Source organism: Methanosarcina sp. (genome assembly GCF_035390745.1).
Classification (GTDB): Archaea; Halobacteriota; Methanosarcinia; order Methanosarcinales; family Methanosarcinaceae; genus Methanosarcina.
Genome location: NZ_DAOOUJ010000007.1, coordinates 26,110 through 41,342, shown reverse-complemented (window position 1 = coordinate 41,342; position 15,233 = coordinate 26,110). Strand labels below are relative to the sequence as shown.

Annotated in this window: 8 protein-coding genes; 5 read left to right on the top strand and 3 right to left on the bottom strand. The window is 42.6% G+C overall.

Annotated elements, in window-relative coordinates:
* Nucleotides 1-208: 208 nt before the first annotated feature.
* On the bottom strand, nt 209-5,152 hold the full coding sequence (locus PLL47_RS03460; protein WP_324444849.1) for a PKD domain-containing protein: 4,944 nt from the start codon (nt 5,150-5,152) through the stop codon (nt 209-211).
* A gap of 959 nt (nt 5,153-6,111) precedes the next feature.
* Between PLL47_RS03460 and PLL47_RS03455 the strand changes: the two genes are divergently transcribed.
* From PLL47_RS03455 to PLL47_RS03435, 5 genes are all read left to right on the top strand, one after another.
* Entirely contained in the window at nt 6,112-6,846 is a 735-nt protein-coding gene (locus PLL47_RS03455) for a phosphoribosyltransferase (RefSeq protein ID WP_324444803.1), read from the top strand.
* A 425-nt stretch (nt 6,847-7,271) separates the two neighbouring features.
* Nucleotides 7,272-9,917, top strand: coding sequence for a PocR ligand-binding domain-containing protein (locus PLL47_RS03450; protein ID WP_324444802.1), 2,646 nt, complete (start codon nt 7,272-7,274; stop codon nt 9,915-9,917).
* Nucleotides 9,918-10,189: 272 nt separating this feature from the next.
* Entirely contained in the window at nt 10,190-12,013 is a 1,824-nt protein-coding gene (locus PLL47_RS03445; RefSeq protein ID WP_324444801.1) for an aldehyde ferredoxin oxidoreductase family protein, read from the top strand.
* A gap of 134 nt (nt 12,014-12,147) precedes the next feature.
* A complete protein-coding gene (locus tag PLL47_RS03440) occupies nt 12,148-12,432 on the top strand; it encodes a MoaD/ThiS family protein (RefSeq protein ID WP_324444800.1) in 285 nt (94 codons plus the stop codon).
* A gap of 221 nt (nt 12,433-12,653) precedes the next feature.
* Nucleotides 12,654-13,253, top strand: a complete 600-nt coding sequence (locus PLL47_RS03435; RefSeq protein ID WP_324444799.1) for a cysteine hydrolase family protein — start codon at nt 12,654-12,656, stop codon at nt 13,251-13,253.
* Nucleotides 13,254-13,394: 141 nt separating this feature from the next.
* Here the strand turns inward: PLL47_RS03435 and PLL47_RS03430 are convergent, their stop codons facing one another.
* Both PLL47_RS03430 and PLL47_RS03425 read right to left on the bottom strand, forming a co-directional pair.
* A complete protein-coding gene (locus PLL47_RS03430) occupies nt 13,395-14,321 on the bottom strand; it encodes a mechanosensitive ion channel family protein (RefSeq protein WP_324444798.1) in 927 nt (308 codons plus the stop codon).
* On the bottom strand, nt 14,309-15,052 hold the full coding sequence (locus PLL47_RS03425; protein WP_324444797.1) for a DUF432 domain-containing protein: 744 nt from the start codon (nt 15,050-15,052) through the stop codon (nt 14,309-14,311). Before PLL47_RS03425 ends, PLL47_RS03430 begins: the two co-directional genes overlap by 13 nt.
* Between the last annotated feature and the right edge of the window lie 181 nt (nt 15,053-15,233).

Below are 15,233 nucleotides of genomic sequence, written 5' to 3'. Positions count from 1 at the left end.
AAAAAAAGGTGTAAAAACTGCTGAGGTTTAGATTTCTCTATTCTGGTTCGTCCAGGCAATAAACTAAAAATATTTTTTGGCTCTGTAGAAATCCTCAGAAATGACTGATCCCCATTAATTTAAAATGAATCTCATCATCTCTTGTAACTATTTCAGCCTCCTGAAACTGGTATAGACAGGTTTCTACAAAGCCGTTTTTTGACCCCGATTATTTGTTTACTGTAATATATCTGGTCCTGGTTTCAGTACTGATGCTTCCAGAATTATTTACTGTTAAGCTGACAGTATACTGCCCTGTTTTATTGTACATGTGTACCGGGTTCCTTTCTGTAGAATAATTGCTTCCATCTCCGAAAGCCCATGTCCATGAAGCTGGTGACCCTGTGCTCTGATCAGTAAAACTGACATTAAGAGGTGCAGTCCCTGAAGTCGGAGATGCAGAAAAAGCAGCAACAAGGGAATTTGAAACCGCAATATAACCTGTTTTTGTTAACGTATTGCTGCCGTTTGCATTGCTTGCGGTCAATGAAACAGAATATAATCCTGATTTGTTGTATGTATATACAGGATTCTGTTCTGTTGAGTTGTTTCCATCTCCGAAAGTCCATCTCCATGAAACTGGTGACCCTGTGCTCTGGTCAGTAAAACTGACAGTAAGAGGTATGCTTCCTGAGGTAGGGGATGCAGAGAAATTGGTAAGAGGAATATTTTGAATTCCTGAAACCGCAATATAGCCTGTTTTGGTCAACGAATTACTGCCGTCCGCATTGCCTGCTGTCAATGTAACAGAATATAGTCCTGATTTATTGTATACGTGCACAGGATTCTTTTCTGTAGAGTAACCTCCATCTCCAAAAGTCCACTTCCATTCCTCTGGTGAGCCTGTGCTCTGGTCAGTAAAACTAACCTTAAGCGGCGCTTTTCCTGAAGTGGGGGACGCAGAGAAGTTGGTGACAGGGCCGTTTAATACATTTGAAACAACAATATAGCTGGACTTTGTTAGTGTATTGCTGCCGTTTGCATTGCTTGCTGTCAATGCAACATTGTATCTTCCTGATTTATTGTATGTGTGTACCGGGTTCTGTTCTGTTGAATAATTGCTTCCGTCTCCAAAAGCCCATCTCCATGAAACCGGTGACCCTGTGCTCTGGTCAGTAAAACGAACCTTAAGGGGCATGCTTCCTGAAGCAGGGGAAGCAGAGAATTTGGAAACAGGAGCATCCAGAACACCTGAGACAGCAATATAGCCTGTTCTGCTCAGTGCATTACTGCCGTTTGCATTGCTTGCTGTCAATGTAACATTGTATCTTCCTGGTTTATTGTATGTGTGTACAGGATTCTGTTCTGTTGAATAATCGCTTCCGTCTCCGAAAGCCCATTTCCATGAAGTCGGAGACCCTGTACTCTGGTCAGTAAAACTAACAGTAAGAGGCATACTTCCCATAGTTGGAGTTGCTGAAAAGGCGGCAGCAGGGATGATAAAGTTTGAATTAGATACCACACTACCGCTTTCAGAATTTACATCTATATAGCTTGATTTTTGCACTCTGTTACTGCCCCCTCCACTGGTCGTTGTCAGAGAAACAGTATAGTTTCCTGATTTATTGTATGTGTGTACTGGATTCTGTTCTGTAGAATCGCTTCCATCTCCGAAACCCCATTTCCATGAGGTCGGCGATCCTGTGCTCTGGTCGGTAAAACGAACTATAAGAGGCGTTTTTTCTGAAGTCTGAGACACAGAGAAACTGGTAACAGGAGCATCCAAAACGTTTGAGACAGCAACACAGCCTGTTCTGGTCAATCCATTGGTGCCGTTTGCATTACTTACTGTCAATGAAACAGAGTACAGTCCTGATTCATTGTATGTGTGTACAGGATTTTTTTCTGTTGAATTACTTCCATCTCCAAAATACCATTTCCATGAAGTTGGAGACCCTGTGCTCTGGTCAGTAAAACTAACTGTAAGAGGCGCTTTTCCTGAGGCAGGGGATGCAGAGAATCTAGATACAGGAGTATTTAAAACAGTTGAGACCGCAATATAACCTGTTTTAGTCAACGTATTGCTGCCTTTTTCATTGCTTGCTGTCAATCTAACAGTATAAAGTCCTGATTTATTGTATGTGTATACAGGATTCTTTTCTGTTGAATTATTCCCATCCCCGAAATACCATTTCCATGATGTTTGAGATCCTTTTCCCTGGCCTGAAAACTCAACTGTAAGAGGTGCTTTTCCGGAAGTAAGAGGCGCAGAGAAGTTGGCGGTGGGACCATTTAAAACGTTTGAAACTATTATATAGTCTGTTTTTGTTAAGGTATTGCTGCCTTTTTCATTGCTAACTGTTAATGTAACAGAGTATAATCCTGCTTTGTCATATGTATGTACAGGGTTCTCCGCGGTTGAATGTGTGCCGTCACCAAAATTCCACTTCCTTGAGGTTGGCGACCCTGTACTCTGGTCCGTAAAACTAACTGTAAGAGGCGCTTTTCCTGAAGCTGGGGATGCCGTGAAAGCAGCAACAGGAGCTTCAAAACCGTTTGAAACAGTAATATAGCTGTATTTTGTTACTGCAGTTTTGTTTCCCGTTTCGTTTAATGTCAGAGTAACAGAATATTTCCCTGATTTTTTATATACATGCACAGGGTTCTTTTTCGTTGAATAAGTTCCATCTCCAAAAGTCCAGTTCCATGATGCTGGCGATCCTGTGCTCTGGTCAGTGAAACTGACGTTGAGAGGGGTTTTTCCTGATGCTGGGGATGCAGAAAATGCGGGCTGTGCCAGAACAGTTACTGTGACAAATTTCGAATCAGTACCGTTTATGTTGTTTACTGTAAGCGTTACATTGTAATTCCCTGCTCTGGAGTAAGTATGCGTGGGATTCTGCTTTGTTGAGTCTTCCCCGTCTCCAAAGTTCCAGTTCCATCCATCTGCGTTTTTCGAGAAATCCGTAAACTGGACTGAAAGAGGAGCATAACCTGATGTGATGTTGCTGCTGAAGTTTGCCGCAGGAAGCGATGGTTGTGCCGGGAGGGGACTTATAAACTGACCGAAAGCAGCAGGACTGAAACCTGTTTTTTCTGTAGCTATAACCCTGTTTATGGCTGTGTCAATTATAGAGACGGTGTTTCCGAGATCATCTTCGTCTCCGCAGTTCGCTACATATACTTTTGTTCCATCCGGTGTGACTGCAATTCCGTAAGGTTTTCTTCCGACTTTAACAGAAGCTATAACGGTTTTTGTTGCGGTATCAATTACAGAGACATTGTTACTGAGCTGGTTTACCACATATGCTTTTTTTCCATCCGGGCTGGTGGCGACTCCCAGGGGCCATTCTTCTACAGGCACCGTGGCTGTAACAGTATTTAAACCAGTGTCAATTACAGAAATACTGTTGCTTTCACAATTTGTTACATATAGTTTTGTTCCGTCCGGGCTGACTGTAACTCCGGTGGGACCAGTTTCAACTTTAACGCTTGCTATTACAGTATTTGTACCCGTGTCAATCACGGAAACAGTGTTGCTGTAACGGTTTGTCACATATACTTTTTTCCCGTCAGGTGTGGCTGCAACTCCCATGGGCCATTTTCCTGCAGGCACCGTGGCTGTAACAGTGTTTGTCGCTGTGTCAATTACAGAGACACCATTGATATCACGGTTTGCCACATACAGTTTTTTTCCATCCGGTGTAGCTGCAATCCCGCAGGGGCTGTATTTATCTCCTAAATCCACAGTGGCTGTAACTTTATTTGTGGCTGTGTCAATCACAGAGACAGAACCCCTGTGTTTGTAGTTGGCGTTCGTCACATATGCTTTTTTTCCATCAGGGCTGACCGCAACACCTATTGGATTAATTCCTGCGGGCACTGTGCCTGTTAAGTTGTTGTTTTCTGTGTTAATTACAGAAACAGTGTTGCTGTTTATGTTAGTGATAAATGCGTATGAAGGCGCAGGAGAACCTTTTGGTACAACGCTTAGTGTAGCGGTCTTTGAATCTGTGCCGTTTGAATTGCTAACCGTCAGGCTAACGGTATAGATTCCTTTTTCAGAATAGGCATGTACTGGATTCTGTTTTGTTGAACTGGACCCGTCTCCAAAGTCCCATTTCCATCTGGTTGCATTTTCAGATAGATCTTTAAACTGTACAGGTGAGGAAAGGAAAACATAATCTGCTGTGATGTTGCTGCTGAAGTCCGCTGAAGGGTAAACCGGCTGTACCGGGATAGAACCTATAAGCTGGCCTGAAACATAAGGACTGTTTCCCACAAGCATAGTGGCTGTAACAGTATTGCTTGCAGTGTCAATTACGGAGACAGTGTTACAGAGGTTGATAGCTACATATAGTTTTGTTCCGTCCGGTGTGACTGCAACTCCCGCAGGGCCGGGACCTACGGGTATAGTGGCTGTTACTTTGTTTGTAGAAATGTCAATTACAGAAACTGTGCAGAAATATTTGCCATTATTAGTCACATATGCCTTTGTTCCCGCCGGGTTGACTGCAACTCCAGTAACTGTTCCCTCGACCTTCACCGTAGCTATGACAGCATTTGTTGCAGTATCAATTACAGAGATGCTTTCGCTATCGGAGTTTGCTACGTACACCCTTGTTCCATCCGGAGTAACCGCAATTTCTTTAGGGCTTTTTCCTATAGATACCGTGGTTACAGCAGCTTTTGTGGTAGTGTTAATTATAGAGACAGTTTTGTCTCCGTTATTTGTTACATATATCTTTTTTCCATCAGGACTCACTGCTACTCCTGCAGGGGATTTTCCTGTTTTTACTGTACTCACAACGGTATTTGATGTGGTATCAATTATGGAAACGGTATTACTGGCCAGGTTTGTTACATATACTTTTTTTCCGTCCGGGCTGACCGCAATCCCCTTAGGAGATCTTTCTACAGGCACCGTGGCTATGACAGCATTTGTTGCGGTGTCAATTACAGATACATCGTTGCTTTTAGCATTTGCCACGTATACCTTTGTTCCGCTCGGATTAATTGCTGCTCCCACTGGATTGGATCCTGCAGATATTGTAGCTGTAACTTTGTTTGTGGTTGTGTCAATTACGGAGATATTGTTACTCTCTCCATTTGTAATGTATGCAAATGGTGTGGCGCCTGCGATACTTATCAGCATTAAAAAAGCAAGTACCATAATCCACAAAGTTTTATTGAAAGTCTGCCCCCTAAATATTTTATTACATTTCTTTCCTTTCATTTTAGACCCCTGAACATGAATTATTAAATTTGTTGAGAATTTTGAAAAACCTTGATATTTAACCAATTTTATAGAGGATAATATGCAATTCATTGAAGTCAGAGTTTTTTCGGGTTAAGCCTGTTATTTCAGCCAGGTACGACTATAAAAATGACTGGATGAAGAATATTTCACATAACTGTATGAAATAATTGTAAGCATAAAGATAATAATCTTTCTTCTATTGGCCCGGTAGAAATCCTCTCAATTCCGTTTTTTTACCCCACGATTTTTATAAATATAGCTGTGTAAAAATCCTCAGATATGACTAATCCCCATTATTTTGACTGAATATTATGGTATTTATTTATCTATTTATAGTTTCTTGAAGCTGATATAGATAAGTTTCTACAAACCCTATTAACGGAAAACAGCAGGAAAACGTTCTCTGATATCAAAAGAAAGTTTGGAGAACCAGGTGTAGCAGGAAGGTTCTACAATAACGTCTAAGAAATAAAACTTAAACTGACAATGTATGAAATATTGGAAAATGTAGTGGAGCTAATCTGGCGTTAAATAAGGATTTTTACAGAGCTTGTTTTTCTTAAGCTCTGAGCCGAAAGTTACATGTATACAATAATATTGCTGTCGCTGAATTGTTAAAATCTTTCATCTTAATGCCGCTTTGTGAAGTCTGCAGCCTGCTTCTTTTTTCAGACCATGGCTCCGCCGGAAATTTGAATTGAGCAGGAAAATACTTTTTATTCTTTTTCTAAAATAATCTTATATACTTTCCAGTAAAATTATAATTCGGGATAGAAATAAGGAGACCTTTTTCGAATATCCTTTTTGCTTACCTTCAGACTGTTTTTAATCTATACAATAATGCGGCTTAAACAGAAGGAAACCTGAAAGATATGCAGACAGAAGGCGATTTACTGAACACAGAAAAAGCAGTCCAGAAACCCGTATGCTCTCCAGCAGAAAGAAGGTCTTTCAAGTGCGAACTCGTAAGTTTTGCAGAGGTTTATCGCATCTCTAAACTTCTTGCCCGGAAAATCAAAGCTTCAGGTTACCACCCTGATCTGATTATTGCTATTGGGCGGGGAGGCTATGTTCCAGGCAGGCTGGTTTCAGATTTCTTACTTTTTAACGCGCTTACGACAATGAAGGTCGAACACTACATGAGGGGGGCGGAAATGAAAGCAGAAGCGGTAATTCGATTTCCGGTTTCTGTTGATATTAGAGGAAAGAAAGTTCTTATTGTAGATGACATCACAGATACCGGAGATACCCTGAAGCTTTCGGTCGGTTATATAAAGGGCATGAGCCCTGCTGATATCAAAACTGCAGTCCTCCAGCATAAGACCTGTTCTTCTTTTGTTCCTGATTACTATGGTCAGAAGGTCATCCGGTGGCGCTGGATTATTTATCCCTGGGCCCGTTACGAGGATCTTGCAGGCTTTTCCGAAAAGATTCTTGAAGACGGGGAGCTTGATGTCTCCCGGCTAATATATGAGCTCAAGGACAGGTATGATCTTGAGATTGAGGAAAAAGAAATTCTTGAAATCCTGCAGGACCTGACTGAAAGAAAAGAGATCGAAAGAGTTGAAACAGATAAGCTGGTTAAGTGGCGGATCACGAAGAAATGAAATCGTACAATTATTTTATCTGCCTTTTCTGCAAGGTATTTTCTTTTAAACTGAAAAACTCTGTACTTTTATTGAGAAGGTTGTCTCAAAACTCTGCCCTATCGTACATTTGGGTCAGAAACCCGTAATCTTTATCTTTTTTACAAAACTTTTTTGGCTTGAGTTTTAAAAACACAGGGGCATAATTAATATATAATTAACTTTATTTATGGCGCAGCATTTTGGGATCTGCAGATTGATTCTATTTTTAAAAACAGATAATGGCTTAAAAACAGATAATGGGGCAAATTCTCTTAACATGCAGGGGTTTCAGAATAATCCCGCAACTTAAAAATAATAGTCTCAAAAATAATAGTGATTAACACAGTTACTTACAGGCAACAAATACAATCGTTCAAATCGCATTTAATAGTTGGGGACCCTGAATGAGCGAAAAGCTAAGGATGTCTGGGAATTACATTATTGGAGATCAGCGGGTAGAGGAGTCACTGAACCAGAATGAACTTCAAATAAACCTGAATCTTGAGAACATTCTCCCGCCTGCTCATGAGACGGCAAACCTGGAGCTTGCTGAGATCATTGATGCCCGAGCAATTCAGTCCTTTATGGAAGATTTCTATAAGCTTGCTCACATCCCTATAGGCATAATCGATCTCAAAGGCAATGTTCTGGTAGGTGTCGGATGGCAGGATATATGCACCAGATTCCACAGGTTTCATCCCGAATCCTGTAAACACTGCGTAGAAAGTGATACAGAGCTTTCCAGGGGTGTTGCTCCTGGAGAATTTAAGCTGTACAAATGCAAAAACAATATGTGGGACACAGCAACCCCGATTATTGTGGGCGGCCAGCATGTAGGCAATATCTTTTTAGGTCAGTTCTTTTTTGAAGATGAGCATCCTGACTATGAGCTTTTCCGATCCCAGGCAAGACACTATGGCTTTAATGAGGAAGAATATATAGCAGCTCTAGAAAAAGTTCCGCGGCTGAGCAAAGAGACTCTGAATACAATCATGGTTTTTTTCATGAAGCTTGCCAGCATGATATCGCAGCTGGGCTACAGCAATGTAAGGTTGTCTCAATCACTGGCTGAACGTGATATACTGGTGAATTCGCTGCGGGAGAGCGAGGAAAAGTACCGCAGTGTTGTAGAGACAGCAAACGAAGGCATATGGATAATTGATGCTGAAGACAGGACTATTTACGTAAACCAGAAAATGGCGGAGATGCTGGGATATACTCAGAATGAGATGATTGGCAGATCAGGGTGGGACTTCACCGATGAAATAGATAATACTGTTCCCGGCTTGAACAGGAAAAAGAGGCAGCAGGGCATTGATGAAAGCCATGAATTTAAATTTATATGTAAAGACGGCTCGCCTTTATGGGCACTTGTAAATACTAAATCCTTCTTTGACAGGGATGGAAAGTTTGCAGGCTCTATGGGAATGCTCACCAATATCACCGAGCGCAAAAAAGCTGAAGAGGCACTGATTAGAAGTGAGAATAAATTCCGTACTCTGGCTGAGAATTCTCCCGATGTAATTGCCCGCTTTGATAGACAAAAACGCTACGCATACATTAATCCTGCTGGTTCAGCTTCCGGTTACTCTCCAGAAGAGATTATAGGGAAAAACAGCAGTGAACTGGGGATAGATCCGGACATAGTTAAATTATGGGAAGAGCATATTGAAAATGTTTTTATTACAGGCAAACCCGAAGAAATGGAATATGGGTATAAATCGCCTCAGGGAAAAGAATACTATTTTAGTACCAAAATAGTTCCGGAGTTTTCTGAAGGTAAAGTGATTTCTGCTCTTGCTATCTCACGGGACATTACAGATATAAAGAAAGTAGAAGAGAAATTGAAGGAAACACTTAATGATTCGGAAAAATTGGTTAAAACGCGCACGCAAGAGCTTGAGAAAGCTTATAACTCCTTGAAAGAGAGCGAAAAAGGTCTTGCTGAAGCTCAAAAAATGGCTCATATAGGGAACTGGGAATGGGATATTGCAGCCGATAAAGCATACTGGTCTGATGAAATGTATCGTATATTCGGGCGAGATCCCAAAAAAGAAGCACCGTCTTACAATGAATACCTGAGTCACATACACCCGGATGACCGGGACTACTTTGATAATGCCGCCAGGAAAGCTGTAAGCGGAAAACCTTACAGTATTGAATACAGAATTATCCTTCCTGACGGAGAAGAACGTATTATCCATATGCAGTCCCAGGTTATTTTCAATGAAAATAACACTCCTATCCGAATAAAAGGAACAATTCAGGATATCACAGAACGAAAAAAAGCTGAAAAATTCCTGGTAAACCTTGAGATTGCCCGTAAAAAGGAAATTCATCACAGGATAAAAAATAACCTGCAGGTTATCTCCTCTCTCCTGGATCTTCAGGCTGAAAAATTCAGCAACAGAAAATATGTTAAAGATTCCGATGTCCTTAACGCTTTTCGGGAAAGCCAGGATAGAATAATGTCTATTGCCCTGATTCATGAAGAACTTCACGAAGGCGGAGGAAACAACACACTGTACTTTTCTCCTTACCTTGAAAAGCTGGTTGAGAGCCTTTTCCAGACATACAGCCTCGGAAATGCCGATATCAGCTTAAAAATAGACCTTGAAGACAATATCTTCTTTGACATGGATACGGCAGTTCCTTTAGGGATAATTGTCAATGAAATTGTTTCCAATTCCTTAAAACACGCATTCAAAGGCAGAAACAAAGGGGAAATCCGAATTAAACTCCATAAAGAAGAAAGAACTGGAGAAGAAAACTCCAGAAATGAACCGGGCAGGAATGGAGAGCAAAAAGGTACAGGATATGCTCTTATTGTCTCAGATGACGGAACAGGCATTCCAGAAGACATTGGCCTGGAAAATTCAGATACGCTTGGTCTGCAGCTTGTTAGTATTCTGGTAGACCAGTTAGACGGCGAAATCGAACTAAAAAGGGAGAAAGGCACTGAATTCATCATAAGAATCAGTCTGCAGCAAAGTTCTCAAAAACCTCTGGCTGGCAGGGCAGAAATGGAGGTATCGGATACCTCATTTTAAAATGCTGCCTGAATATTTTTAATCTTAATGTAACTGGAACTGCGAAGAATATTTCAATGAATTTCTTTTCGTGTAAATTCTTATATTAAGGAACTGTTATATAATTGATTCTAAAACGAACTTTAAATTCTCATCGCTTTATATCAGTGGTGTAAAATTTTTCGGCAGGCTCTCCTTTGAGCTCTGTCCTGTGGAGGGTAAGGAATTGCTGCCGGAACTGCAAAACTGAATAGTCTGAAAAACTAAAACTATACTCATGGAGGAGACTATCTATGTTAGGGGGCTATGCAGGAAAAATTCTTGATGTTAATCTTGAAACCGGAGAGCTTAGGGATAAAACTCTTGACGAAAAAACGCTGAGGATGTACCTCGGAGGAAAAGGGCTCGGTCTTAAACTCGTATATGATGAGTTCAGGCCTGACATGCAGCCTTTTGACCCTGACAACCTGCTTGTGTTTGCAAGCGGTCCGGCTACAGGGGCAAAGATCCCTACAAGCGGGCGCTACCACGTTGTCTGCAGCAAATCTCCCCAGACCGGGACTGTGGGGAGCGGAAATTCCGGAGGCAAATGGGGACCCTACCTGAAATTTTCAGGATATGACGCAGTTGTTTTCCGGGGAATTTCAAAGGAGCCTGTTTACCTTAGCATCGTGGACGGGAAAGCCGGGCTTGTAGAGGCTCCGGAGCTCTGGGGAATGACAGTCCATGCTGTCACGGACGAGCTGACAGGAAGGACGGAAAACCCCAGGAAGACTTCTGTTGCCTGCATAGGGCCTGCTGGAGAAAATTTAGTTCCCTTTTCCGGCATCATGAACGACAAGTACCGGACTGCCGGGAGGACAGGGCTCGGTGCGGTCATGGGGAGCAAGAAGTTGAAAGCGATAGTGGTTTCCGGGAGCCAGAGGGCTGAGCCTGCAAACCCCGAACTTCTGAAAGAGAGGGTTGCGGAGGCTATGAAAAAGATAAAAGAAAACCCGGTTACAGCTCCCGATGGAGGGCTGCATACCTACGGGACTGCCGTCCTCGTAAATATCATCAACGAGAGCGGAGCCTACCCGACCCGGAACTTCCAGGAAGCTTACTTCCCTGAAGCCGATGAACAGAGCGGGGAAACCCTTGTTAAAAAGTACCTTACAGGCCGCGGAGGCTGCTGGGGCTGTCCTATACTCTGCGGGCGGAAGTCCGATGTGCCTGAAGGGCCTTTCAGCGTCCGCGACACCGAAGGTCCGGAGTATGAGACCATCTTTGCCTTTGGTTCCGACTGCGGAGTAAAGGATCTTGACGCCCTGATAAAAGCCAACCACCTATGCGACGAGCTAGGGCTTGACACAATCTCCATGGGAGGGACGATTGCCTGTGCCATGGAACTTGTGGAGAAAGGAAAAATCCCGCAGGAAAAGCTCCACGGCTTTAACCTGCGCTTCGGGGATCCCGGTTCAATGATTGAAGCCATATGGAGGACTGCCTACCGCGCAGGGATCGGAGCTGATCTTGCCCTCGGTTCTAAAATGCTTTCGGAAAAATACGGGGCTCCGGAACTCTCCATGGCTGTCAAAGGCATGGAACTTCCAGCCTACGACCCCAGAGCTATCCAGGGAATAGGCCTGAACTACGCAACCGCAAACCGCGGCGGTGACCATGTCTACGGCTACATGATCTCTCCCGAAATTCTGGGGCTGCCTGAAAAGCTTGACCCCTACGCAGTCAAGGACAAGCCCAGATGGACCATCATCCTTCAGGACCTGACATCAGCCATCAACTCTTCTGTTGTCTGCCTCTTCAGCTCATTTGCCCTCGGCTTCCCCGAGTATGCAGGGATGCTGGCAGCTATTACAGGTTTTGAACTTGATGCCGATAAACTCCTGAAAATTGGGGAAAGAATCACAAACCTGGAGCGGCTGATGAACAACATGTATGGACTTGACAGGAATGAAGACGTCCTCCCAAAGCGTCTCACCGAAGATCCTGTACCGGCCGGTCCCGCCAGAGGCCAGATCTCCCATGTCCCGGAAATGATCCACGAGTATTATTCCCTTCGTGGCTGGGTTGAAGGAAAGCCCACAAAAGAGAAGCTGAAGGAACTCGGGATTTCCTGAGCCTTTACATATCACTTTGGCATGAAAGTACTTGAAAGCACTTTCATTTTTTGGGCATGGAATTCGAAGAATATCATGTACGATTTTTATTATTTCCTTTCAAATCGCTTTATTCTTTTTCCGGAGAGATAGGCTTGAAAATCCATGTAAAGTTCCTTGCGACTATCCGTGAAATTACCGACAAATCCGAGATAGAACTTGAACTTCATTCCGGTGACACCGTGGGAACTGCCCTGCAGGCCCTTCAAACGCTCTACGGCGCAGAGTTCAAAGAAGCCACAACAGGCACAACCGCAGGCGGGATTCCGAAAGTGAGGTTCCTGGTTAACGGGAGAGATACTGATTTTCTCGAAGGGTTTGCGACCGTGTTAAAAGAAGGGGACGTTATGGTCCTGGTCCCTCCGATTGCAGGAGGATGAAAAACTGAATAAAATAAGAAAATTAAAGCAGTAAATTTCGAGAATGAAATTTAATTTTTATAATAAGTAACCGTTTTACAGTAAAATATTCTCTAATATAATATATATTAAATGTTTTTATTTTCTCATACTAATCCAAAGAGACTGTTTCAAAAAATATTTCCGGTAAACTTATCGCATATCACGCAAAATAGAAGATAAAGGGTGAAGCCGATTAAAAGATGAAAAAAGGTGAAAAATTGAAAGCTCTAATTATTATGGATATGACCAATGATTTCGTATTCGAGAAATATGAACATGAAGGAAAAGAATACGAAGGCAGGCTTGTGGCCCCGCTTGGAAAGACGATTGTTGAACCAATTGCAGCCCTTGTGAGAAAAGTAGTTAACAGCGGAACAGTCTCTCTTATCAGGCTTTCGAAAGACCACTACGATGCTTTTACAAACCCTGAACTTGAACTCAAGGTTGCAGAACTCGGAATTGATGAGGTATTCATGACAGGGCTGGTTGATGAGGTCTGTATCTACCGAAACGCTTTGGGCTTTCTCGAAAGAGGTTTCCGGACAAACGTCGTGAAAGGCTGCACTGCTCCCTTTGATCCGAAAAAGGGAAGAAAAGCCCTGGAGGAACTCGATTCCTGCGGAGCAGAGATGGTCGACGACATCCCTTCGGACATAGGGGTGATTCTCCTTCTTGAAGATGAACACGATGAGAACTCAGAAGAAATTAAATCCGGAAGCTGGCCGCCCCACAGCATGAAAGGAACACCTGGAGCCCTTACAGTTAAACCTATCAGGGAGATACTTGAAAACAGAAAATAAGAATGAAAGCGGAAATAAAAAGGGAAAAAAAAGAGAAAACGGAAAGAAGGTACAGGAAAAAGATGGCAAGAAAATCCTGACTTTAAAGTTTTTTTCCCCTTTTTCCTTCAGATTATCAGTTTCTTCCTTTCTCAGCCTGGCTCAATTCAATACTCTTTCTTCAAAGTTCAAAACAGGTTCAGTTTCTTCAAGCTTATTTTCATTTGGCTCTTCAATCACCTGCGGCTTTTTTTCCTCTTCGGATTTAATATGGAGTACGCGCTGCGGGTAGGGGATTTCTATCCCGTTTTCTTCAAGGGTTTTTTTAATATTCCACAAAAGCCTTGTTTTCAGCCCGAACCATTCACTAACAGGCGCCCAGATCCTGACCGCAATCTCAACCCAGCTGTCCGCAAGGTCGCTAACAAAAACTGATGGAGACGGGCTCAGGAGAGCAAAAGGCTCCTTATCTATCAGGTCCTTGATCAGCCATATTGCAGCGCCGGCATCGTCGCTGTAGCGGATTCTTATAGTATATTCAAATCTTCTTACAGGGTGTCCCACGATATTTGTGATATTTGTTGTAAACACCTGCTGGTTTGGGATGCGGACAAGAAGACCGTCATAGGTTCGCATGAGAGTGGAGATTATACGGATATCAGTGACATAGCCGGCTATCCCGTTGACTTCCACCTGGTCCCCTATTTTTATGGGTCTTTCAAACATAAGGAAGCAGCCGGAAACCAGATTTCCTACAATGTTCTGGCTTGCAAAACCAAGCACTATACCTGCAACCCCTCCTGCAAGCAGGAGTCCTGATGGGTCAAGCCCTATTAAAGGAAGTATTGAAATAAAAATGACAACAAGGGTTCCGTAATAGAGGAGTTTGAGGATAGGCTCTCCCACATCCTTGCTGACCCTGTCTTTAAGAGACCTTCGCAGGTAAATTGTGAGGACTCTGGAAAAGATTATCGAAAATGAAAGAATGGCTATAAACTTTATAAGGTCCGCAGGGGTAACCGGCCCCTCTGATGTAGAGTACAGGGTAAAATCAAGAAGATTAATATCAGGAAGGATCAAAAACCCCACCCCATATAAAATTTAAGAGGCACAAAGCCAAGCTTCCGGAGGCCGTAAACGCCAAAAGCCTCTTTCCTGATTTTCTGGTCTTTCACAAGATAACCTTTCATCTCTCCGTTAATCGGCTGTATATCAAAACCCGTTTCAGCCGTGTTCCTGTTGAGGATGTCCATACGGGCTTTCATAAAAACATCCCCGTCATAGTAGAGTTTCATCCCATATGCACTGAAAACGGCTTTTGAGATCGAAGCCCAGTCCGAAGAAGCGTTTCTCAGAGTAAGCTCCATGATTCCTTCCTGCAGGGGATCAAGGATAGGAGAAACCGAGTATAATCTGCTTTTCCAGTGCTTACAGACAACTCCATTAGAAACTTCTCCGTAAAGGGTAAATTTCTGCCTCACCAGGGTGAGCACATCTATAAGCTGAGGATTCTTGTTGCCGGTATCCGAGATAAAGACACCTATTTCAACCGGAAAAGTCAAAAATATCTGTTTTTTCTCTCCGCCTGCAAGAAGCAGTGTTTTTTCGAATTCTATCAGCAGATTCGGAGTAATTTCTTTCGGAGTGTTCAGGGGTTCAACCGGATTTATGATAATTCGCTTTCGGTCTCCAAGAATCAGTCTTTCAACCTCATCTTTTCCAGAAGTTCTCCTGTATGTCCATCTGTCTCCAGTCCTTTCTACAGAAATGGAAATTCCTTCCTGTTCCACTGAAAAGGGGGGATCGTAGTAGCCGTACATAATATCCTGCTATTCCATAAATTAACATATTTCAATACTTTCTAAATAATATTAAGATCCACCCATTATAAAAAAATTACTTTAAATAAATTTTATGAGACTACAAAAAAGATACTCCTTAAAAAGATACTCCTTATTAATTAGTCAATTACCCCTGAATTCCGAAGAACTTTTCAATTTT

Excerpts from the sequence above, each read along its gene's own strand:
- PLL47_RS03460 (WP_324444849.1), bottom strand. The coding sequence starts at position 5,152 with ATGGTACTTGCTTTTTTAATGCTGATAAGTATCGCAGGCGCCACACCA.
- PLL47_RS03455 (WP_324444803.1), top strand. The coding sequence starts at position 6,112 with ATGCAGACAGAAGGCGATTTACTGAACACAGAAAAAGCAGTCCAGAAA.
- PLL47_RS03450 (WP_324444802.1), top strand. The coding sequence starts at position 7,272 with ATGAGCGAAAAGCTAAGGATGTCTGGGAATTACATTATTGGAGATCAG.
- PLL47_RS03445 (WP_324444801.1), top strand. The coding sequence starts at position 10,190 with ATGTTAGGGGGCTATGCAGGAAAAATTCTTGATGTTAATCTTGAAACC.
- PLL47_RS03435 (WP_324444799.1), top strand. The coding sequence starts at position 12,654 with ATGAAAAAAGGTGAAAAATTGAAAGCTCTAATTATTATGGATATGACC.
- PLL47_RS03425 (WP_324444797.1), bottom strand. The coding sequence starts at position 15,052 with ATGTACGGCTACTACGATCCCCCCTTTTCAGTGGAACAGGAAGGAATT.